The 20,165-nt window shown below is 70.8% G+C and carries 21 protein-coding genes, 1 tRNA gene and 1 other RNA gene; 9 read left to right on the top strand and 14 right to left on the bottom strand.

Going from position 1 to position 20,165, the window contains the following annotated elements:
- Positions 1–6 precede the first annotated feature (6 nt).
- The 4 genes from ABZX02_RS34790 to ABZX02_RS34775 are packed head-to-tail and all read right to left on the bottom strand — an operon-like array spanning position 7 to position 5,454.
- Positions 7–1,869 carry a hypothetical protein gene (locus ABZX02_RS34790; RefSeq protein ID WP_355304753.1) on the bottom strand — a complete coding sequence of 621 codons (1,863 nt, stop codon included), beginning with the start codon at positions 1,867–1,869 and terminating at the stop codon, positions 7–9.
- The gene (locus tag ABZX02_RS34785; protein ID WP_355304806.1) at positions 1,866–4,676 is read right to left on the bottom strand and encodes an ATP-binding protein; all 2,811 of its coding nucleotides are present in this window, start codon (positions 4,674–4,676) and stop codon (positions 1,866–1,868) included. The genes ABZX02_RS34790 and ABZX02_RS34785 overlap by 4 nt, the downstream gene beginning before the upstream one ends.
- Positions 4,677–4,695: 19 nt before the next feature.
- Complete coding sequence (locus tag ABZX02_RS34780; protein ID WP_355304751.1) at positions 4,696–5,172, bottom strand: hypothetical protein; 477 nt, start codon at positions 5,170–5,172, stop codon at positions 4,696–4,698.
- A 3-nt stretch (positions 5,173–5,175) separates the two neighbouring features.
- Positions 5,176–5,454, bottom strand: a complete 279-nt coding sequence (locus tag ABZX02_RS34775; protein WP_166055575.1) for a hypothetical protein — start codon at positions 5,452–5,454, stop codon at positions 5,176–5,178.
- Between the two features lie 415 nt (positions 5,455–5,869).
- On the opposite strand from ABZX02_RS34775, the gene ABZX02_RS34770 reads away from it, so the two are divergent.
- Positions 5,870–6,133, top strand: coding sequence for a hypothetical protein (locus ABZX02_RS34770; RefSeq protein WP_355304749.1), 264 nt, complete (start codon positions 5,870–5,872; stop codon positions 6,131–6,133).
- Between the two features lie 46 nt (positions 6,134–6,179).
- On the opposite strand, the gene ABZX02_RS34765 is transcribed toward ABZX02_RS34770, so the two are convergent.
- The 3 genes from ABZX02_RS34765 to rnpB all read right to left on the bottom strand — a co-directional run bounded on the left by ABZX02_RS34765 (position 6,180) and on the right by rnpB (position 9,437).
- The gene (locus ABZX02_RS34765; RefSeq protein WP_355304747.1) at positions 6,180–7,754 is read right to left on the bottom strand and encodes a DUF6345 domain-containing protein; all 1,575 of its coding nucleotides are present in this window, start codon (positions 7,752–7,754) and stop codon (positions 6,180–6,182) included.
- Between the two features lie 155 nt (positions 7,755–7,909).
- Positions 7,910–9,037, bottom strand: coding sequence for a threonine synthase (locus ABZX02_RS34760; protein WP_355304745.1), 1,128 nt, complete (start codon positions 9,035–9,037; stop codon positions 7,910–7,912).
- Positions 9,038–9,054: 17 nt separating this feature from the next.
- An RNA gene (gene rnpB / locus ABZX02_RS34755) (RNase P RNA component class A) lies at positions 9,055–9,437 on the bottom strand.
- 175 nt (positions 9,438–9,612) lie between these two features.
- Between rnpB and ABZX02_RS34750 the strand changes: the two genes are divergently transcribed.
- Positions 9,613–10,137 (top strand): NAD(P)H-dependent oxidoreductase, encoded by a 525-nt coding sequence (locus ABZX02_RS34750; RefSeq protein ID WP_355304743.1) that lies wholly within the window; start codon positions 9,613–9,615, stop codon positions 10,135–10,137.
- On the opposite strand, the gene ABZX02_RS34745 is transcribed toward ABZX02_RS34750, so the two are convergent.
- On the bottom strand, positions 10,130–11,191 hold the full coding sequence (locus tag ABZX02_RS34745) for a bifunctional RNase H/acid phosphatase (protein WP_355304804.1): 1,062 nt from the start codon (positions 11,189–11,191) through the stop codon (positions 10,130–10,132). The two genes, ABZX02_RS34750 and ABZX02_RS34745, sit on opposite strands and share 8 nt — an antisense overlap.
- Before the next feature lie 65 nt (positions 11,192–11,256).
- Between ABZX02_RS34745 and ABZX02_RS34740 the strand changes: the two genes are divergently transcribed.
- The 3 genes from ABZX02_RS34740 to ABZX02_RS34730 all read left to right on the top strand — a co-directional run bounded on the left by ABZX02_RS34740 (position 11,257) and on the right by ABZX02_RS34730 (position 13,134).
- Positions 11,257–11,339: transfer RNA gene (locus tag ABZX02_RS34740), tRNA-Leu, on the top strand.
- 126 nt (positions 11,340–11,465) lie between these two features.
- Positions 11,466–12,209: an MBL fold metallo-hydrolase gene (locus ABZX02_RS34735; RefSeq protein WP_355304741.1), complete on the top strand. Its 744-nt coding sequence runs from the start codon at positions 11,466–11,468 to the stop codon at positions 12,207–12,209.
- Between the two features lie 94 nt (positions 12,210–12,303).
- A complete protein-coding gene (locus ABZX02_RS34730) occupies positions 12,304–13,134 on the top strand; it encodes an aminoglycoside phosphotransferase family protein (RefSeq protein WP_355304739.1) in 831 nt (276 codons plus the stop codon).
- Here ABZX02_RS34730 and ABZX02_RS34725 read toward each other — a convergent pair.
- Positions 13,125–13,700 carry a helix-turn-helix domain-containing protein gene (locus ABZX02_RS34725; protein ID WP_355304737.1) on the bottom strand — a complete coding sequence of 192 codons (576 nt, stop codon included), beginning with the start codon at positions 13,698–13,700 and terminating at the stop codon, positions 13,125–13,127. The two genes, ABZX02_RS34730 and ABZX02_RS34725, sit on opposite strands and share 10 nt — an antisense overlap.
- Positions 13,701–13,801: 101 nt before the next feature.
- On the opposite strand from ABZX02_RS34725, the gene ABZX02_RS34720 reads away from it, so the two are divergent.
- On the top strand, positions 13,802–14,335 hold the full coding sequence (locus ABZX02_RS34720) for a hypothetical protein (protein WP_355304735.1): 534 nt from the start codon (positions 13,802–13,804) through the stop codon (positions 14,333–14,335).
- 52 nt (positions 14,336–14,387) lie between these two features.
- On the opposite strand, the gene ABZX02_RS34715 is transcribed toward ABZX02_RS34720, so the two are convergent.
- The 4 genes from ABZX02_RS34715 to ABZX02_RS34700 are packed head-to-tail and all read right to left on the bottom strand — an operon-like array spanning position 14,388 to position 17,185.
- Complete coding sequence (locus ABZX02_RS34715; protein ID WP_355304733.1) at positions 14,388–15,125, bottom strand: C4-type zinc ribbon domain-containing protein; 738 nt, start codon at positions 15,123–15,125, stop codon at positions 14,388–14,390.
- Positions 15,122–15,949, bottom strand: coding sequence for a Nif3-like dinuclear metal center hexameric protein (locus tag ABZX02_RS34710; protein ID WP_355304731.1), 828 nt, complete (start codon positions 15,947–15,949; stop codon positions 15,122–15,124). The genes ABZX02_RS34715 and ABZX02_RS34710 overlap by 4 nt, the downstream gene beginning before the upstream one ends.
- Entirely contained in the window at positions 15,946–16,941 is a 996-nt protein-coding gene (gene cobC / locus ABZX02_RS34705; protein ID WP_355304729.1) for an Rv2231c family pyridoxal phosphate-dependent protein CobC, read from the bottom strand. The genes ABZX02_RS34710 and cobC overlap by 4 nt, the downstream gene beginning before the upstream one ends.
- Positions 16,942–16,978: 37 nt before the next feature.
- Positions 16,979–17,185, bottom strand: a complete 207-nt coding sequence (locus ABZX02_RS34700; protein ID WP_090104856.1) for a hypothetical protein — start codon at positions 17,183–17,185, stop codon at positions 16,979–16,981.
- Positions 17,186–17,269: 84 nt separating this feature from the next.
- Here ABZX02_RS34700 and ABZX02_RS34695 point away from each other — a divergent pair, with 84 nt between their 5' ends.
- From ABZX02_RS34695 to ABZX02_RS34685, 3 genes are read left to right on the top strand one after another with little or no spacing between them, the layout of a single operon-like run.
- A complete protein-coding gene (locus ABZX02_RS34695; RefSeq protein WP_355304727.1) occupies positions 17,270–17,722 on the top strand; it encodes a low molecular weight protein-tyrosine-phosphatase in 453 nt (150 codons plus the stop codon).
- On the top strand, positions 17,701–18,438 hold the full coding sequence (locus ABZX02_RS34690; RefSeq protein WP_355304725.1) for a fructosamine kinase family protein: 738 nt from the start codon (positions 17,701–17,703) through the stop codon (positions 18,436–18,438). Before ABZX02_RS34695 ends, ABZX02_RS34690 begins: the two co-directional genes overlap by 22 nt.
- Positions 18,439–18,480: 42 nt before the next feature.
- Complete coding sequence (locus ABZX02_RS34685) at positions 18,481–19,299, top strand: SURF1 family cytochrome oxidase biogenesis protein (protein WP_355304723.1); 819 nt, start codon at positions 18,481–18,483, stop codon at positions 19,297–19,299.
- Here ABZX02_RS34685 and ABZX02_RS34680 read toward each other — a convergent pair.
- Positions 19,207–20,139 (bottom strand): cobalamin biosynthesis protein, encoded by a 933-nt coding sequence (locus ABZX02_RS34680; RefSeq protein ID WP_355304721.1) that lies wholly within the window; start codon positions 20,137–20,139, stop codon positions 19,207–19,209. The two genes, ABZX02_RS34685 and ABZX02_RS34680, sit on opposite strands and share 93 nt — an antisense overlap.
- Between the last annotated feature and the right edge of the window lie 26 nt (positions 20,140–20,165).

The following is a 20,165-nucleotide window of genomic DNA, read 5'->3' as shown; positions in this document are numbered from 1 at the left end:
CTCCCTTCAGTTGTCCCTGACTTCGAACCCGCGCGAAGGCCGGTAGATCACGTGCACCGGACGTCCCGCCACCACTTCCGTCTCGGCCCTGCGGGGCTCCTGCACCGGGATGGACGACGGGGTGGCGCGCGACGGCACGAGCACCGCGTCGTCGACCCTGTCCCACTGCCGGTCGGTGACCGTCGGGCTGTCCACGACGCGCGAGCGGGCGGCCGGCAGTGCCGCCGGACCCGATCCCGCGGGCAACGCGCCCGCGCGCACCGACGAGGAGTCGCCACCGCCGACGATCTGGCTCGGCTGGGAGTCGCGGTCGAGCCGCTGCGCCGTCGCCATGACCGGGTTGGACGCCTCCGGGCGCACCCGGCCGCGGCCGCGCTGCGGCACCTCGTCGCCGTTGGCGTCGTTCTCGCGCACCGACTCCCAGAACTCGTCCTGCGGCGTCGGGCCCGCCTGCTTCTTGCGGTTCACCATCTTCGACCAGACGCCACCGCTCATCGGCAGGACGTTGCTCGCCGAGCCGACGGACATCTCGACCATCTGCCACATGCGGCGCAGCGGTTTGCCGATCACGAAGCACACGAGCGTCAGCATCAGGCCGAGCAACGTGCGGGTGAGCAGCGAGAGCCCGGTCGCGTTGAAGATCGCCTGCAACAGCAGCGCGTGGACACCCGCGAGGACCGCGAGCACCAGCACGTTGAACACCGTCACGGCGGCCGCGCGGGCCACCTTGCGCAGCAGGTCGTGGTGCAGCAGCGCGACGAGACCGATGAGCGGGCCGGCGAGCGTCAGGATGCGCAGCAGCAGTTGGGCCAGCAGCACTGCGGCCTTCGCGAACAGCTGGAACAGCGAGAACGCGATCGACTGCAGCAGCGCGAGGAAACCCGCGCCCGTGCGACTGCCATCGGTGCCGTCGAAGTAGCCCTTGGCGGTGCCGAGCTGGGCCTCCAGGGCCTTCCACTCGGCCTTCTTCGCGTCCAGGGCGGCCTGGTCGCCGTCCTTGCCCTCGGCGATCTCCGCCGTCGTCCAGGACTGCGCCTTGAGGATGCGCGGGCCGTACTCGGCGGCCTGCGGGGCCTCGGGCGTGCCGAACGCGCCTCTCAGCCAGCTCTGGTAGACGACGGCGTCGTGCAGCTTCGTCGGTAGTACGTGGAGCGTGCCTTGTTCTTCCGGCGCCTCGATGAACCCGGCTTGGATCTCCGAGGTCTTGGAGACCAGCGTGTTGTCGAGGAGGTTGTAGAACTGGGGTAGCGCGAGGGTGGACGTGGCCAGCCACATGGCGGCCAGCGCCCAGAGCCCGCGTTTGGAGATCGTGGCGAAGTCGCCGGTCCAGATCTGCCGGAACATCAGGATCGCGAGGAGCAACGCCACCAGCCCGAACCAGCGCAGGTAGACGTTGTCGTAGACCTTCTGCACACCGTTCTTCACGGCGTCGTCCAGCGGGACCAGCAGGCCGCGGCCCATCACCGTGTAGTGCAGCGCGTTCGTGGCGCCGACGATGTTCTTGCCGATGCTGAAGAGCTGGTTGCCCGCCCACGTGTCGAGCGTGGCGTTGGCGTCCGGCAGGACACCGCACTTGGCCTGGTACTGGTGCCACACCATGCCCGCGTAGCCGTACTCGAGGTACGGCGAGCCGGGCAGGCCGTTGCCGACGGGCGGGTCGAGCGCGCCGACCATGCCCGCGCCGGGGCGTTCCGGGTTCGGTGCCTCACCACAGGCCTGGGCGTACGCCGGGGCGCCGATCACGACCTGCAGCGCGAGGATCGCGGCGACCACGCCGACCGCCTTGGTGCGTGCTGACGCGCGCAGCGCGAACCGCCGCCTTGCCCAGAGCAAGGCGGCGATCGCGAGCACGATCGTCAGCGCGGTCATGCGCCGCCGTCCCGGCGGCGGTTGGACCCGTCACCGTGGCCCACAAGATGGGCCTCTTCCTCCGTCAGTCCGAGTTCCATGTCCGCCGCCAGTTCGTCGTCGATCTCGTCGGGCACGTAGGCGGGCGGCTGCGGGGCCGCGTTCTGGTCCGCCGGCACGAGCTCGGCACCGGTGTCGCGCTTGGCGTCCGGCGTCGTGTCGAGGGCGTTGCGCAGGTGCTCGAGGTGCGGTCCGCTGAAGTCGATGCGGATCCGCTCCACGCCACCGGCGCCGTCCCCGAAGATGAACTGACGGGGCGCGCGGTCGCGTTCGGTCGCGTTGCGGTCGCCACCGGGGCGGCGGCCGAGCGACGCGACGACCTGCTCGTACCCGGCGCCGACCGGCACCTTGAGCAGCCGCAGCGCGTCCGCCTGCGCCTGGTCGTCGTCGAGACGGCCGACGAAGACCGAGTCGAGCAGGGCGACGAAGCCCTGGATCCGGAGGAAGTCCGCCGGGATCTGCGAGGACAGCAGCACGCGGACGTTCCACTTGCGCGAGTCGCGCGCGAAGCGGTTCATCAGCACGCGACCGGTCGGGACCTCGGAGAGGAAGAACGCCTCGTCGATCCAGACGCCCTTGCGCTGGTCCTTCGGCTTCTCGTAGATCGAGCGCTGGGTGAGCCAGGCGGCGAGGTTCAGCATCTCGACGCCGAGCGACTCCGCGTCCGTCCAGTGCTCGCGGCCGACGCCGTCCTTCGGCAGGTTCAGGCCTGCCATCGTGAGGACGGTGAGGCGGTCGTCGCGCACCTCGTTGTACGGGTCGTGGTTCTCCTCGGGGATGAGCAGCGACATGCGCTCGCGCATCTCGTCGAGGAAGTCCGCGACGACGACGGCGTGCTCGTGGTGCTCGGACGCGTCGCGGCGCAGCGCCTCGAAGACGAGACCGGGGTGGGCGTCGAAGCGGCCACCGACCGTGCGGACCGCGCGCAGCAGCACGATGCGCGTCTGCGGGAGACGCGCGACCTCGAACGGCAGCAGGCCGGTGAGCACGTCCAGCACGAGGCGGCGGCGGGTGGCGGCCGCGAGGGCCTTCTCCCGGCGCCAGGCCCGTTCGGGGTCGTCCTCGTCGAGGAAGTGCTCGATCATCGGCTCGGCGACCACCCGGTACGGGTTGAGGATGCCGGGCTGGGCGTTGAGCAGGTTGATCGGCCGGGCGTACGGGCGCAGCTCCGGCAGTTCACACAGCGCCGACAGCGGTCCGGACGGGTCGAGCAACGTCCAGTGGGCGCCCGCGCGCAGCGTCTTGTAGACCATGCCGCCGCCGAGGAACGACTTACCGGCACCCAGGCCCGCGACCATCGCCGTCAGACCCGAGGCGTCGCGGAGCTCCTGCGCCATCCACGGGTCCCACGCGACCGGGCGGCGGGTGGCCGTGACGGTCTCGCCGAGCAGGATGCCGCGGCGGTCGCCGACCTCGGCCGTGGCCGTGGGGACGGCGGACGCGGCCCACAGCACGCTGCCGCGGCGCAGGTACGCGCCGTTGGACAGCGGTTCGCCGGGTATGAACTCGCGGGCGATCGCGTACTGGGCCTCGGGGTGCTCGATCGCGACCTTCGGCTTGTACAGCTCCAGCAGCGACTGGGCGAGCCTGAGCGCCTCGCGCTCGGTCGGGCCGCTGACCGCGAGGCGCCACCAGCTGCGCACCCGGGTGCCCAGCGCGGTGAAGCCCGAGGTCATCTCGTCGTCGATCTCCAGCACGCGGCCGGCCTGGCGGGCCAGGGACTGCGGCGGTTCGAGCTCGTGCTCGTCGGTGTAGTGGCGGACCTGCGAGCGGACCTTGCTCATCTGCCGCGACAGCTCACCCGAGACCTCTTCGGGCTTGCGCACGTAGATGCGGGCGGACCACTCGACGCTCGCGGGCAGGCGGTCGGCGCGCTGCACCCACGGGTCGTCGACCTCGGGGATCTGCAGGCCGTGCATCAGCCCGACGGTGAGCACGGCGACGTGCCGCCGGATGCCCGCGTTCGAGCCGGTGCGGCCCCGGACCGTGACGGTCGGCGAGTAGGGCTCCTGGTGGAAGTCCGCGGCGTCGGTGAAGGACGCCAGGTCCTCCGGTTCCCACGCGGCGCCGGGCACGGCCGGCAGGTTGCGCGGCGCGGGCAGGCCCAGCGAGCACGACCGGTGCATCAGCCAGGACATCTCCTCGGCCGTCGCGGGACGGCCTTCGAGACCGGCGGAGCCGATGACCTGGTCGAGGTGCTCGACCTCGGAGTCCAGGGCCACGAGCTCGGCGTCGACGGCGTCCGGGAAGACCTTGCGCAGCACGGGGGCCGCGCGTTCGACGGCGCGGTCCATCATGTTGCGGGTCTGCACCTGAACGCCCAGGTAGACCTCTTTCTCCGCCATCGAGCGGCCCATCAGCTGCTGCTGCTCGCCGACCATGTAGTCGTCGAACGACAGAGTGCCCGGGGTGTCCGGGAGGCGCTTGACGGCGTTGTGCACGTGCGCCTCGGCCCACATGCGGATGGGGTACGGCCGCGTGGTGACGCGCAGGTGCATCCAGCGGCCCTGCAGCTCGGCGTACTGGCCCGCGATGGCGGCGATCAGGTCCTGGCGCTGCGAGTCGCTGCGGAACGACCAGCGCTGCGGCGCGAGCCGGTACCAGGCGTAGACCTCCTGGCCGGTGCGCAGCAGGTGACCGTCGATGCTGCGGGCGGCGATCGACGGGGTGTAGCTCGGCACGGCCGTCTCGCCGGGCAGGCGGCGGCCACGCTTCGAGTACGCGGCCCTGTCGCGGTCGCGCGGGTCGGCAGCGGCGTGCTGGGCGATGTGCTGAGCGGAGCGACGGTCACGGTCTCGCCGGCTTCCGAACACCGCGAACCTCCTTCTTACGGCTGTCTGGCGTCCGGCGGGGCTGGGCCTGCTGTCTCGCCCGGAGTTGTTGTTTCTTGCTCAACTTGGGACGAGGCCGCTGCGAGCTGACCCGGATCCGGGCGGCGCTGGCCGCTCCACCGGTGCTTGCCGTGCGCTCTCGAGGTGCGGTGAGCTCGCGGACCCACATCGTGCCGACGGCCGTGAGGGGCCGTTCGTGACTGATCCGCTGGGTGATGAAGCGCGTGAGGATGATCGTGGCGACGAGGGCCCACGCGGTCGAGAAGAACCCGAACCCGATGCCCATCTGCCGCTCGATCGTGAGTACGACGAGGAACACGACGATCCCGACGCCCCACGCGACGTATCGCGCGCGCCAGGGGAAAGTCGCTTTGGGCGGGCCGAGCCAGACGGCGTCGACCCGGTAGACCTCGTCGTCAGTGCGAACCCGCACGTGTCAGCCTCCGACGAACAGACCGGCGAGCCACTTGCCGATGTTCGAGCCCGCGTCGGTCGTGACCGCGAGGCCGATGATGGCCAGTGCGACGATCACGCCACCGAGGCGGCGCATGACGCCGGCGTTGTCACCCTTGCCGCCGCCGAGCCAGAGCAGCAGGAGGGCGACGGTCAGCAGCAGCAGAGGAACGATGTTGCCCAGGATCCAGTCACGGACGTTGCTTGTGCCCGGCACCGTCGGCTGCTGCTGAGCGAGTGTCACCAGGTCCATGGCGGTCATTTCTTACTCCAGAGTGCGCTGGGGCTTGCGCTACGAGTAGAACACGAGTTCTTCACGAGGTGTGGGGCACTTGTGGCGGGCTGTAGATCATCTGGCCGTTCCCCCTGGGAGGAATTACGTCTAATCTGGCCGACACATCATCACTGAGGAGAGGTCAGTGGGGAACACCTGGATCGAGATTCTCTCCGTCACCGCCAAGGTTCACCCGACTGCGAACGCCCTGGTCACCCACAGTGCGTGCGTCTCAAACACGCGCACGTGTACACCCATGTGAACGCCCTGATCGGCCGGTTCGGCGCCCCGGCGAGGGCGCGCTCCGGAGCCACGACTCCGAGGAGATTCGTTCATGCTCGAACCTGACCTCGTGCCGGACGGAAGTGTGGACGGAATCACAGCCTCCCCTAGTGCTCCAGGCGTGGACGAGCCTACCGGGCAGAGCGCGCAATCCCGGCGCCGGGTCCAGCGGACGATCAACTTCGACCGCTCGGTGCTCGAGCGCGCCCGTGCGGCGGCCACCTACCTCGCGTCGTACGAGCCGCAGGCGGGGGTGCGGTCGCTCGCGGACATCGTGAACCCGGCGGTGCTGGCGTACGTGACCGAGCTGGAGGAGCTGTACAACGGCGGGGAGCCGTTCCGGCCGGTGCTGCGGATGCCGTCCGGGCGCCCCGCGAACCGGTGAAGCCCGGCGACCTCACGGCCGCCGGGCTTCGTCCTGCGTCACGCTGCTAGCTGGCTCCGGAGATCCTCCAGAACCACCCGGTCGAGGCGTAGTCGGGCCCGACCGAGCCCTTGCCCCAGAAGTAGTCGTCGAAGTTGCCCAGGCCACCGCTCGAGGGCAGGTAGACGCCCATGGTCGCCCACCGGACCGACGCCGGCTGGGTGTCGATGCTGGCCTGCGCCCACGCGCTGCGGACCTTCATCGGGCCGCTGCGCCACATGTAGTGGGCGAACTTGCCGCCGTGGTTGGCCGAGTTGTAGCTGACCGTGGTGAAGCTGTTGATCTGGTGCAGGCCGCGGAAGGCCTGACCCCAGCGCTGCGCCCAGTTCTGGCCGCCGGTCGTGTCCTCGAGGATCAGGCAGGTGAAGAGGCTCATCCACTCGACGTCGTTGTTGCCCCAGCGCGCCTCGGTGTTGGCGAGCTTGGTGTCGTTGTGGTTCGAGCAGCCGCTGAAGTAGAAGCCGGTGCCGCTGCCGTGACCCTGCCAGTAGGTGAGGTCGACGTCGTCGGCCCAGTAGGTGTCCTGGCCGCCCGCGAACGCCGGGTCCTTGAAGTCGCTCTCCCACGCGTTGTGGTCGAGCCAGCTGAACGCGCGCGGGATGCCGTGGGTGCTCGCCTCGGAGTTGAACGTGCCGATGTTCGCGACGGTGTTCGGCAGGCCCGAGCACACGCCGGTGCCCTCGCTGCCGACCTGCGTGCCGGCGGCCTGGGCCTTGAACTGGGACCCGGCGTCAGGGCGCGGTTCCTGACCGGGGCCGGGCTGGGGCAGTTCGGCGCCGACCGCGGCCGGCAGGGTGATGGCCTGCGGGGCTCCGCCGTCGGCGTTGCGGCCGGTGCAGCGGAACGACGGCTCGACCTGCTCGACCTTCTCCTCGAGCGGCGCCGCCACGTAGACGTAGCCGACCTCCGGCTTCACCTCCGCGCCGAGGTACTTCTGGCAGAGCTTGGCGCCGTACGCGAGGTCGTTGACCTTGACCGTGCCGGCCTTGTCGTAGGTGCGGGCGGCGTGGCTGACGGCCGTGACGCCCTGCGCGTCGAACGAGAGGCGGATGTTCGCGCCCTCGCCCTCCAGCGGGATGCCGTCGAGCTGGAACGTGTACGACACGCTCGTGTCGAGGTTGGCCGTGAGTGCGTTGCGCCCGTTGGGATCCGCGAGTTCGAACGTCGTGAACTGCGCGGTGGGCGTCGCGTTGGCGGGCAGGACGCCGGCGGCGCGGAGTCCTTCCTGCGCGCGCTTGGCGGCCTCGTCGGTGGGGATGGTCTTGATGCGCTTCAGCGCCTCGGTGTCGAGGGCGGTCTGGGTGGTGGCGTTGCCGTCCTCGTCCGGCTTGCCCTGTCCTTTGTCGACGGTCGGCAGGTGCTGGAACCTCCGCTCGTCCGTGAAGGACACCACGCCGGACTCGGATCTCTCGACGTTCTCGAGGCCGAACGCCCGTTGCAGCCTCTGCGCCTGCTCCTGGTCGAGACCGGAGCTCTTCACCCCGTAGACGGGTAACTCGGTGGCGTCGGCGGTCGCGACACCGACTGCTCCCGCGGTGACGAGGCTGGACAGGGCCAGCACCACCGTCAGCTTGCGTTGCATGTCTCTTCCCTCCCTTGGGGACGGCCGGCTGCAGGGGCCGGCCGTCTGTGAGGAGGATCTGGGGTGTTTCGCCGTGATACCGACAGTGGCCACTTGTGCGCGGCGCACCACTCGAACGGCCGAAATTCTGTAACACCCTTGGGGTAGCGCAGGATCTAGAGGCGGACAGCTGGGTACTTGATGCCCGCACCGGTGTTCAGCACGACCACTTCGTCGTTCGCCGAAAGCCAGCCGCTGTCGCGCAGCACCCGGACGGCGCTGACGGTCGCGGCCCCCTCCGGGCACAGGAAAGTGCCTTCGAGGCGGGCGGTCTCCGCGCGGTCGGCCGCGATCTGCTCGTCGGTCACCGCGACCGCGATGCCGTTCGTCTCCCTGATCGCGCGCAGGATGATGAAGTCCCCCAACGGTTTCGGCACGTTGATGCCGAACGCGTCGGTGTACGCGCCGTCCCAGAAGACCGACTCCGCCCTGCCCTCCTCGAACGCCCTGACGATCGGCGCGCACCCGGTGGACTGCACGGCCACGAGCCGCGGCAGCTTCTCGCCGGAGATCCAGCCGAGCTCGCGCATCTCCTGCAGCGCCTTGTGGATCCCGATGAGCCCGACCCCTCCGCCGGTCGGGTAGACGATCACGTCCGGGACGCGCCAGCCGAGCTGTTCGACGATCTCGTACCCCATCGTCTTCTTGCCCTCGATGCGGTACGGCTCGCGCAGGGTCGAGGCGTCGAACAGGTCGACGTCCGCGATCGCCTTGCCGGCGTCGGCGATGGTGCCGGGCACGATCCGCAGCTCGGCGCCGCTCGCCTCGACCTCCTCGCGGGTGATCAGCGGGGCGTCCTCGGGCATCGCGATGACGCTGCGGATGCCGGCGCGGGCCGCGTACAGGGCCCACGCAGCGCCCGCGTTGCCGTTGGTCGGCATCTTGATGCCCTCGATGCCGAGCTCCTTCGCCCGCGCCACGCCGACGGCCGCGCCACGGGCCTTGAACGAGCCGGTCGGGACGAGCGACTCGTCCTTCATGAGCACGGTCACGTCCAGCGCCCGGCTCAGCGCGGGCAACGGGACCAGCGGCGTCATGCCCTCGCCGAGGCTGAACGCCGGGTCGACGGCGCGCACCGGCAGGACGTCGCGGTAGCGCCACAGCGAGTTCTCCGCCGTCGGCCTGCCGACCCTCGCGAGGTCGTAGCGGGCGAGCAGCGGCGACGCGCACTCGTGGCAGAGGTTCTGGACGGCGTCGGCGTCGTGTTCGCGGCCGCAACGGGCGCATTCCAGGTGCGAGAGCATGGCTCCATGCATACAGGCGGATGAGCCGGCATGTAAGCCGGATCCTGTTCGTGGGACCGAGGTCCCAGTCGGCGGCCATCCATCTGGGCCTGCCGTCACCGACAGGCTCTAGCGGCCTACCCGCGAGCATCGGGCGGGCAGCCCTCGAACGCTCGCGCAGGTGCCTCGCGGCACCCTCTTGGCCTTGCTCCGGGTGGGGTTTACCTAGCCGCCCCAGTCACCTGGGGCGCTGGTGGTCTCTTACACCACCGTTTCACCCTTACCGCGACTTTCGCCGAGGCGGTCTGCTTTCTGTGGCACTGTCCCGAGGGTCGCCCCTGGTTGCCGTTAACAACCACCCTGCCCTGTGGAGTCCGGACTTTCCTCGACGCTCGCGCGCCGCGGCCGCCCTGCCGACTCATCCGCGTCCACCAGGATATCCCAGCGTCTGGACGTGGTTGTCCACCGGTGCGGACGTTGGTTGACTCCAGGCATGACACGACGTCGCCACGTCGACTACGGCCGCGTGGCAGCAAGCCTGTGTTGCCTCCGCTGAGTGCGCCGCTCTTGCCCGCCACCTCAGGGAGTGCCCCGTCATGTCCGATCTGCTGATCATCTCCGGCGCGCCGTCCCACTCCGCGCCGACCGGTGTCGTCGTGTCGCTCGTGGAGGAGCAGCTGCGGGCCGCCGGCCACCGCGTCACGCTGCTCGACGTGCGGTCGCTGCCCACGTTGTCGCTGCTGACCGAGGACCTGCGCGACCCGGAGATCGCCGAGGCCGTGAGCAGCGTGCTGTCCGCGGACGGCGTGGTCGTCGCCTCGCCGGTCTACCGCGCGGCGTACAGCGGCCTCGTCAAGGCGTTGCTCGACCTGCTGCCGAAAAAGGCTCTGCGCGGCCGAGCCGTCTTGCCTCTAGCGACGGGCGGCAGCCAGGGCTTCCTGGTCGCGATGGACTACGCGTTGCACCCGCTGCTCGCCGCCAAGGGCGCGGACCAGGTGGTGCGCGGCGAGTTCGTGCTGGACCAGAACGTCTCGACCCCGGCCACGGCCGCCGCCCTGGCAGCGGCGACCGACCGCTTCACCACGGCCCTGACGCCGAGGCTGCTGCGCAAGGTCAGCTGAGGTGCGACGTGTCGTTGACCAGCTTCACCGACGCGTGCCCGTCCGGGTAGAACTCGGCGATCGAGACGCCGGTGAGGTCGAGGTGCATCCGGAACAGGAACTGCGGCCCGACGTCCAACGCCTGCCGGAGCATCGTCTTGATCGGCGTGACGTGGCTGACCAGCACCAACGCCTTGCCCCCGTACCGGGCGATGATGTCCGTGCGCGCCCTTCGCACCCGAGCGTGCACCTCGTCGAAGCTCTCCCCGCCCGGCGGCTTCACCGACGTGTCACCGAGCCACCTGCGGTGCACCTCGGGGTCCTGAGCGCTCGCCTCGGCGAACGTCAGCCCCTCCCACATGCCGAAGTCGGTCTCGATCAGCCCCTGGTGCGTGACGACCTCGAGCCCGAGCTTGTCCGCGAGCTTGCCGGCGGTCTGCTGCGCCCTCTGCAGCGGTGAGGAGATGACGGCCGAGATGCCGTCCACTTTGGAGAGCCGTGCCGCGGCCTTCTCCGCCTGCTCCAGCCCGAGCTCGGTCAGCGGGTGGTCACCACGCCCCGAGTACCGCCGGTCGACGCTGAGCTTCGTCTGCCCGTGCCGGAGCAGGATGATCCGTGTGGGATCGCCCACAGCCCCGCTCCAGTGCGGCTGCTTGTCCCCCTCGGCCTTCTCGGCTTCGTTCTCCTGGTCCATCGCTTCGTTGGCAAGCCGGTCAGCCTGCTTGTTGCGCTCACGCGGGATCCACTCGTAGGTGATCTTCGCGAAGCTCTCCGCGACCTCCCGGGCCTCGCGGGCGAGCGGCTGCATCGAGGGGTGCTTGATCTTCCAGCGCCCGGACATCTGCTCGACGACGAGCTTCGAGTCCATCCGCACGTCGACGACCTCGGCGCGCAGCTCGGCCGCAGCCCGGAGCCCCGCGATGAGCCCCTGGTACTCGGCCACGTTGTTGGTCGCGACGCCGATGAAACCCTTGCGCTCGGCCAGCGTATCGCCGGTGAGCTTGTCGCGCACGACGGCGCCGTACCCGGCCGGACCGGGGTTGCCCCGAGAGCCGCCGTCCGCCTCGACGATCACCTTCACGGGGCGATCGTAACCCCGCGTTCAGGGGCCCTCCGGAGGCCTGTATTCTGTTCACATCAGTCTGGGTGGCGGAATGGCAGACGCGCTAGCTTGAGGTGCTAGTGCCCGTAAGGGCGTGGGGGTTCAAGTCCCCCCTCGGACACAGATGAACCCCCACGGGGTTGATGGAGACATCAGCCGCGTGGGGGTTTTTGCTTGTACCGACCTCGCAGGCTGGCACCCCGTCCAAGATCACACGGCGCCCGCGCCGCCGGGGCAAGCTGGGGCCATGCGGCAGATGACGGTGCTCGGCGGCTGTGGCGCGTACCCGGAACCGGGCCGGGCGTGCAGCGGTTTCCTGGTGGAGTGGGACGGCTTCCGGCTGGTGCTCGACCTCGGCTACGCCACCCTCCCCCGCCTGCTGGCCCACTGCCCGGACGCCGTCGTCGACGCCGTTGTGATCACCCACGAGCACCCCGACCACTGCGTCGACCTGCACGGGCTGTTCCGGATGCTGCTCTACGGCGGGACCGGCCGCAGACTGCCCCTGTACTGCCCGCCGGGGGTGCTGACCAGGTTGGGCGGGCTGGAGCCGGAGGTCGACCTGCGCGCCGTCTTCGACGTCCACGAACTGCCTGGCACCCACCAGGTCGGGCCGTTCGAGCTCACCGGCGTGCTGCTGCCGCACTACGTGCCCAACGCGGGTGTCCGGTTGCAGGCCGGGCGGACGGTCCTGGCCTACACCAGTGACACCGGTCCTGACTCGGCGCTCGCCGAACTCGGGCGGGACGCCGACCTGTACATCGTCGATGCCACCGACCGCGACGGTGAGGAGCGGCGGCCGCAGCGGAACCTGCTCACGTCCGGTGAGGCGGGGTACTGGGCTGGCCGGGCCGGGGCGCGTCGGCTGATGCTCAGCCACTTCTGGCCCGGCAACGACCGTGCGGCCGCGGTGGTCGCTGCGCGGCGCGCGTTCGGCGGTGAGGTGTTGACGGCCGAGGAAGAGCTGGTCGTTCCGCTCGGTGTCCATTAAGGACTTGGCCTCGGCTGGAACATGTTCGACATCATCATCTGACGTCCTCCGGCGTGTTCCGGGAACCGGGGTCCCGCTGTGACAGGGTGTTCCCATGATCGAGGCCGAACCGGACCTGCTGGAGATCGCCGACGCCCTCCTCCCCGGCACCGACCTGGACACCGCGGTCCTGGCCGCCGAAGGCAACACCCACCACGTCCTGCTCGTGCCGGGCGTCGCGGCCGTCCGCGTCAGCAGACGTCCCCTGGGCGCTGCCTCGATGCCCCGCCGCATCGAGGTGCTGCGTCGGCTCGCGAAGATCGACCTGCCGTTCCAGGTCCCGCAGCCGCTGACCCCGGTCACCGAGTTCGGTGGCCGGAAGGCGGTGGCCGTGTCGTGGATCGGCGGCACGGCGCTGCCGAAGGGTGAAGGCGACCCGGCGCAGATCGCCGAGGTGCTGAAGGCCATCGGCGAAGTCCCGCTGACCGACGACCTGATGGAAGCGCTGGACGGTCGCGGGAAAGGGCCACGGTGGTCGGCGATCATCGCCGACGAGATCCTCCCGCGCCTGCCCGAACGCTGGCAGGCCGAGGCAGGGGAACGGCTCGAGGCCGCGCTGGAGCTGGAACCCGTGCCCGACTCGTTGGTGCACGGGGATCTCAGCGGGTCGAACGTGCACTGGACGGAGGACGGGAAGCTGCTCGGCGTCCTCGACTGGGACAACGCCATGCCCGGCGATCCGGCGATCGACGCCGCGCTGATGGCCTGGCACGGGTGGGAGAACGTCCGGAAAGCGGTCTCGGCGGAGACCTACCGGAGGGCGCGGACCTGGGACGCGCTGTTCGGGGTCGAGCACCTCGTCGCCACCATGAACGGCCGGCCCATGACCAGTCCGGACGGGTTCGTGGCCGCGGTCGTGCCGTGGTTGGAGGCCAGTCAGCGCTGAGGGGTGCGCGCCCTGACGATGCCCTCGACGGCCGCCTGGAAGGTTTCGGCGATCGGGCCGGGATCGGCTAGGCACCCGGCCGCGTACGCGCCGTCGCGCAGCATCACGAAGTGCCGGCCGTCGTGGTCGGCGGGGGTGTCGCCGACGCGCGCGAGCAGGTCCGTGACCGTGTCGAGGAACCACTGGCGGTGCGCCTGCACGGCCTGGTGGACGGGGTGGAGCGGGTCGGCGTACTCCGCGACGGCGTTCAGGAAGGCGCAACCCCGGAAGCCCGCCGCCTGGATGTGCGCGGCGATCACCGCCGCCACCGCGCGCACGGCGTCGGCCTCGGTCTTCGCGGCGGCCACGCCCGCTTCGACGTTCTCGCGAGTCGCGCGGTCCGCCACCGCCAGGTACTCGAGGACCAGGTCCTCCTTGCCGGCGAAGTGGCGGTACATGGTGGCGCGCGTGACCTTCGCCTCGGCGAGGATGCGGTCGACGCCCACGGAGTGCAGGCCTTCGCCGTAGAACAGCCGGCTGGCCGTCTCCAGCAGGCGGTTACGGGCGTCGGACGCGGTGCGGGTCACGCCTTCGAAGGTAGCAGAGAGAACGTTCGGTCTTGACAAGGTCGGGTCGACGCTGCCAGCCTCGAAGTAGAAAGAACGTTCTCCCTCTCTAAGGACTAGCCGTGAGCATCGACGCACCCGCCACCCTCGCCCCCGCCCTCCGCACGCTCTACCTGGTCCGCTTCGGGTTCGCGGTCGTGTGGGCGGTGCTGCTGTTCCTGACCGCGACGGAGATCGGGGCCGTCAGCGGCACGTTGCTGGTGCTCTACCCGCTGTTCGACGTGGCCGCGATCGTCGTGGACAGCCGCACGGCCAAGACCGGCAAGGTGGCGCTGTACGCGAACATCGCGGTCAGCACGCTCGCGGCGGCCGGGCTGGCGTTCGCGGTGACGTCCGGGATCCCCGCGGTGCTGCGGGTGTGGGGTGTCTGGGCCGTGGTGTCGGGCGTGGCGCAGCTCGTGGTCGCGCTGGTCCGACGGAGCTACGGCGGGCAGTGGCCGATGATCCTCAGCGGCGGGATCTCGACGCTCGCCGGCACGTCGTTCTTCCTGCAGGCCGGTGGGGCGGACGCGAACCTGCGCAACCTCGCGGGGTACGCGGCGATCGGCGGGGTGTTCTTCCTCGTCTCGGCGCTGCGGTTGCGCCGCGCCGTGTGACGCGAAAAGGGGGCCGCCCTGGTGGGCGACCCCCTTTTCGCACGTCGTGAGGCTAAGCGTTCGGCTGCGCGATGCGGACCAGGATCGTGCCGCACTCCTCGCAGCGCACGACCTCGTCGGCCGCCGCCTCCTTGAGCTTCGCGAGGGCGCTGCGGTCGAGCTCGATCCGGCACGCGCCGCAGCTGCGTGACTGGAACGGTGCCGCGCCGATGCCGCGCTGCTCGCGCTGGCGGTCGTAGAGCTTCAGCAGGTCGTCCGGGAAGCCCTTGGCCATCACCGCGCGGTCGGCGGTGCGGCGGTTCTCGACGGCTTCCAGGTCGGCGAGGGCGGCGTCACGGCGGCGCGTGGCGTCCTCCAGCGTCTGGCCGGCCTTGTCGAGCTCGACGCGCGCGAACGAGACGTCGGCGTCGACGGCCTCGCGGCGTTCCATCAGCTCCAGCAGGTCGTCCTCGAGGATGCCCTGACGGCGCTGGATGGTGGCGAGCTCGTGCTCGAGGTCGGTGAGCTGCTTGGCGCCGACCGAGCCGGACTGCATCAGCTTGCGGTCGCGCTCGCCGCGGGCGCGGACCTGGTCGATCTCGGTCTCCTGGCGCTTCACGTCGCGGTCGAGGTCGGTCAGCGTCGTCTCGACGGCCACCAGCGCGTCCTGCTTGGTGCGGACCTGCTGTTCGACCTCGGTGATCTCCGCGATCTCCGGCAGGGTGCGGCGCCGGTGGGTGACACGCGCCAGTTCGGCGTCGACCTCGGCCAGGTCGAGCAGCCTGCGCTGCACTGCGGGATCGGCTTTCACGCAAGTCCTCCTGCTGCTGAGCTCGTCGCGCCTACGGTCCACGGGTCGGTCCGGCGAGTGGAGACGAGTACGTCGACCCTACCGCCGAAGGCGGCGCGCAGGATCTCCGCCGCCTGCTCGCACCACGGCCACTCGCTGGCCCAGTGCGCGACGTCGACCAGAGCAGGCCCGCCGGACTCGACGTGCTCGCTCGCCGGGTGGTGCCGCAGGTCGGCCGTGACGTAGGCGTCGACGCCCGCGCGCGTCACCGCGCCGAGAAAGCTGTCGCCCGCGCCTCCGCACACCGCGACGCGCTTGACCAGGCGTTCCGGGTCGCCGGCCGCCCGCACGCCCTGCACGGTGGCGGGCAGGGCGTCGGCCACGCGCTGGGCGAAGACGCGCAGCGGTTCGGCCTCGGAGAGCTCACCGATGCGGCCGATGCCGGTGTCGGAGTCCGGTGGTTCGGCGTCGAGCGGACCGGTGACGGTGAGGCCGATGGCCTTCGCCAGCGCGTCCGAGACGCCGGGCAACGCGGCGTCGGCGTTGGTGTGCGCGCAGTACAGCGCGGCGCCGTTGCGGATCAGCTTGTGCACCAACGCGCCCTTGGGGTCGTCGGCCGGGACGCCGTTGACGCCCCTGAGGAGCAGCGGGTGGTGCGCGAGGACGAGCTGCGCGCCCCGTTCGACCGCCTCGTCCACAGTGGACGACGTGGGGTCGACGCACACCAGGACCCTGCCGACCTCCTCGGCCGGGTCACCGCAGACCAGGCCGACCGCGTCCCACTTCTCGGCGGTCTTCGGCGGATACGCGGTCTCCAGGACCGCGATCACGTCGGCGAGCTTCACGCCAGTTCCTCCATCACGACGCGCAACGCGTCCACGAACACCGCGAACTCCTCGGGCGGCCGGATCGCCACGCGCAGGTACGTGTCGTCGAGACCGGGGAACGTGTCGCAGCGGCGCACCGCGATCCCCTTGTCCCGCAACGCCTGCCGCGCTCCCCGGGGTGCCCTGATCAGCAGGAAGGGCCCCTTCGGGGCAACGACGACCAGGTCTTGGAGCTGCTCCAACGCATGCGCGGCGTACTCCTGCGCCTCCCGCGCGAACCGGGCCGACTGCTCCAGCGCCTCGGGCTCGCAGCACGCGGTGATCGCCTCCAGCGTGAGGCTGCCCACCGGCCAGTGCGGACGGCCGTGCGCGAGCCGCGCGAGCGTCTCCGGGTCGCCCAGGAGGTAGCCGGCGCGCAGGCCCGCGAGACCCCACGTCTTGGTCAGGCTGCGCAGCACGAGCACGTCGGGGTCGTGCGCGAGCGACTCGGGCTCGCCGGGCACGGCGTCCATGAACGCCTCGTCGACGACCAGCCTGCCCGGCAATGCCTTGAGCGCGGCGGCCTCGTGCAGCACGGACGTCGGGTTGGTCGGGTTGCCGATCACGACCAGGTCGGCGTCGGAACGCACGTCGCGGAGGCGGAAGTCGCCGTCGAGCAGGACGTGCTCCACGGGGATCCCGGCATCGCGGAACGCCACCTCGGGTTCGGTGAACCCGGGGTGGACGATCGCGGCACGGCGCGGCGCGAGCTTCGGCAGCAGCGCGAAGCCCTCGGCGGCACCGTTGAGCAGCAGGACCTCGTCCGGTGAGCGCCCGTGGCGGCGTGCGACTGCCTCACGAGCGCGATCTTCGGCGAGCTTCGAGGGGTAGCGCCCCAGTTCGCCGAGCGCCGCGGCCAACCGGTCGCGCAGCCAACCGGGCGGGTGCGGCACCCGCACGTTGACGGCGAAGTCGGCGAGGCCTGGTGCGGCGTCGACGTCACCGTGGTGGCGCAGATCTGGGCTGGTCATCGCCCGGAATACTAGGCGACGGGCTCAGACGTCCGCGTCACTGCATGTAGCGGCGGAGCTCGGTGAGGTGGCTGATCAGCTCGTCCAGCTGGAACGTGTCGAGCTGCGCGGACTCACCGGGCGGGGTGCGGAAGCAGACGCGACCCTTCTCGTTGAGGTACACCTCGAACGCACGACGGCGCCCGAGGGCGTCGGTGCACCCGATGATCTCCCGTTGCGGGGGCACGTCGGTACCGGTCTGCATGGGCGGCCTCCATGTCGTTTGTCCGTACATCTTGCGACAGTGCTTGAGCGTTACCGTGCGGCGGCACCACTTAGGCTGCGTTCCATGCACGTCTCGTTCGTCTGCACCGGCAACATCTGCCGGTCCCCCGTGGCAGCGCTCGTCTTCCGGGAATGGCTGTCCCGGGAAGGATTGTCGCACCAGGTCGAGGTGTCCAGTGCCGGAACGGGAGGATGGCACGTCGGCGACCCGGCCGACCCGCGCGCGTTGAAGACGTTGGCGGACAACGGATATCCGGTCGACCACGTGGCCGCGCAGGTCGGCGAGGCGCACCTGGACGCCGATCTGCTGGTCGCCCTCGACTCGGGCCACGCCCGCGCACTGCGCCGAATGGTCGATCCGGACCGCGTGCGGCTGCTCCGTTCGTTCGACCCGGACGCCGACGGCGCGGACGTGCCGGACCCGTACTACGGCGACGACGCCGGGTTCACGGAGGTGCTGGTGATGGTCGAGGCGGCGATGCCGGGGCTGGTGTCGTGGGTCCGCGAGCGGCTCTGAGGACGAAGCGCCAGCCGGCCCGCGCGACCGCGGCCGAGGCGGCCGGCCTGAGGTGGCTGCGCGTCGAGGGCGGGCCGCCGGTCCCGGTCGTGCACAGCGCCTCCGAGGGCACGCTGGTGATCGACGAGATCCCGCACGGCGAGCCGGATCTTCAGGCGGCCGTGACCTTCGGCCGCCGTCTCGCGGCTCTGCACCTCACCGGCGCGCCCGCGTTCGGTTCTCCTCCGCCCGGCGGTCCGCGCGAGGCCACGATCGGGATGGCCTCGATGATCAACGAACCGGCGCCGGAGTGGCCGTCGTGGTTCGCGTCACAGCGCATCGAGCCGTACGCGCGGCAAGCCGGTATCGACGTCACGGAGGTGTGCGCGCGCATCGAGTCGTTGGCCGGTCCTGCCGAACCGCCCGCACGGCTGCATGGCGACCTGTGGAGCGGCAACGTGCTGTGGGGCGCTGACGGGCAGGTGTGGCTCATCGACCCCGCGGCGCACGGCGGGCACCGGGAGAGCGACCTCGCGATGCTGCGGCTCTTCGGGTGTCCGTTCCTCGACCACGTGTTGGGTGCGTACCGGGAGGTCGCGCCGTTGGCGGACGGGTGGGAGGCGCGGGTGGCGTTGCACCAGTTGTTCCCGTTGCTCGTGCATGCGGTGCTGTTCGGAGGCGGGTACCGGGCACAGGCCGCAGCCGCCGCAAAGTCCGCTTTGCGTGGTTCGTCCTGACCCAGTGCCGCGAGGTGCAGGTCACGCAACTACCGTGAGGACGTGCGGTTCAAGTTCCTCCTCAAGCCGGGCTGGCTGGCGCTGACCCTGGCCGTCTGGGTGTTCGCGGGCGCCTGCGTCTACTTCCTGTCCCCGTGGCAGTTCGGCCGCAACGACGAGCGCCAGGCGCAGAACTCCGCCATCACCAAGTCGCTGAAGAGCGATCCCGCCCCGTTCGGGGCGAAGCACGACGAGTGGCAGAAGGTCGAGCTCAAGGGCCGCTACCTGCCGGAGCTGGAAGCCCTCGCGCGGCTCAGGACGGTCCAGGGCGAGGCGGCGTTCGAGGTCATCACGCCGTTCGAGACCACGACGGGCCACAAGGTCCTCGTCGACCGCGGGTACGTGCGGCCGGTCAACGGCATCAAGCCGCCGGACTTCCCCGCGCCGCCGTCCGGCGAGGTCACGCTCATCGGGCTCGCCCGGCCGAACGAGTCGAACAACCAGCCCGCGTTCGAGCAGGACGGGCGCCGGCAGATCTACTCGATCAACAACGACGCGGTCGGCGCGGGCATCGAGCCCGGCTACTACCAGCTGATCGAGAACCAGCCGGGGGCGCTCGACACGTTGCCGCTGCCCCGGCTCGAGTCCGGGCCGTTCTTCTCCTACGCGCTGCAGTGGATCGCGTTCGGCGTGATGGCGGTCGGCGGCTGGCTGTACTTCACCATCCGCGAGGCGCGGCCGGGTGGCGTGCTCTACGAGGGCAGGAAAAAGAAGAAGTCGATCGCCGAGCTACTTGCGGAAGAGGGCGATGACGGCGCTGACGAACCCCGCGCCGAAGCCGACGACTCGGGACAGCTCCACGGCACGCGTCACGTGACCTGAGTCCGGGTTGCGGCCGTGGCCGAGCACCGGGCGTTCCTCGACGCCGTGCGAGTACACGGTGCGGCCGCCCAGGCGGATCTCCAGCGCGCCCGCGAACGCCGCTTCCACCTGGCCCGCGTTCGGGGACGGGTGGGCGGCGGCGTCGCGGCGCCAGGTCTCCAGGGCCTGTGAGGCCGAGCCTCCGACGACCGGGGCGCCGCCGACGGTCAGCAGCGCGGCCAGCCGTGAGGGCACCAGGTTCAGCACGTCGTCGAGGCGGGCCGAGGCCCAGCCGAACTTGAGGTAGCGCGGCGACTTGTGGCCGACCATCGCGTCCAGGGTGTTGGCGGCGCGGTAGCCCAGCAGGCCCGGCACGCCGGCCACGGCGCCCCAGAACAGCGGGGCGACGACGGCGTCCGAGGTGTTCTCGGCGACGGACTCGACGGTCGCGCGGGCGAGGCCCGTGGTGTCCAGGCGGGCGGCGTCGCGGCCGCACAGGTGAGGTAGCCGGGTGCGGGCCGCTTCGAGGTCCCCGTCGGCCAGTTCGCGGCCCATCGACGTGCCCTCGGTGGCGAGGGAGTTGCCGCCGAGCACCGTCCAGGTCGCCACGCCGGTGGCCAGCGTCTGCAGGAGCCAGTGCTTGCGCGTGAGGCGTTCCACGGCGACACCGGCGGCCACGGTCCCACCGACGAGCACGGCCGTGTACGCCGCACCGGCCGCCTCGGAGTTGGCGTACAGGCGCTTCTCCAGTGCCGCGGCGGACGATCCGAATGCCGCTACCGGGTGAAATCGGCGTGGATCGCCGAACACCGCGTCCGCCGCCACGCCCAGCAACAACCCCAACGCGCGACCCGCGCCCACGGCATCCTCCCCAGCTCGTCGAACGC

The organism is Lentzea sp. NPDC003310 (genome assembly GCF_040610935.1).
Lineage (GTDB): Bacteria > Actinomycetota > Actinomycetes > Mycobacteriales > Pseudonocardiaceae > Lentzea.
This window is presented reverse-complemented; position numbering and strand designations above follow the sequence as displayed.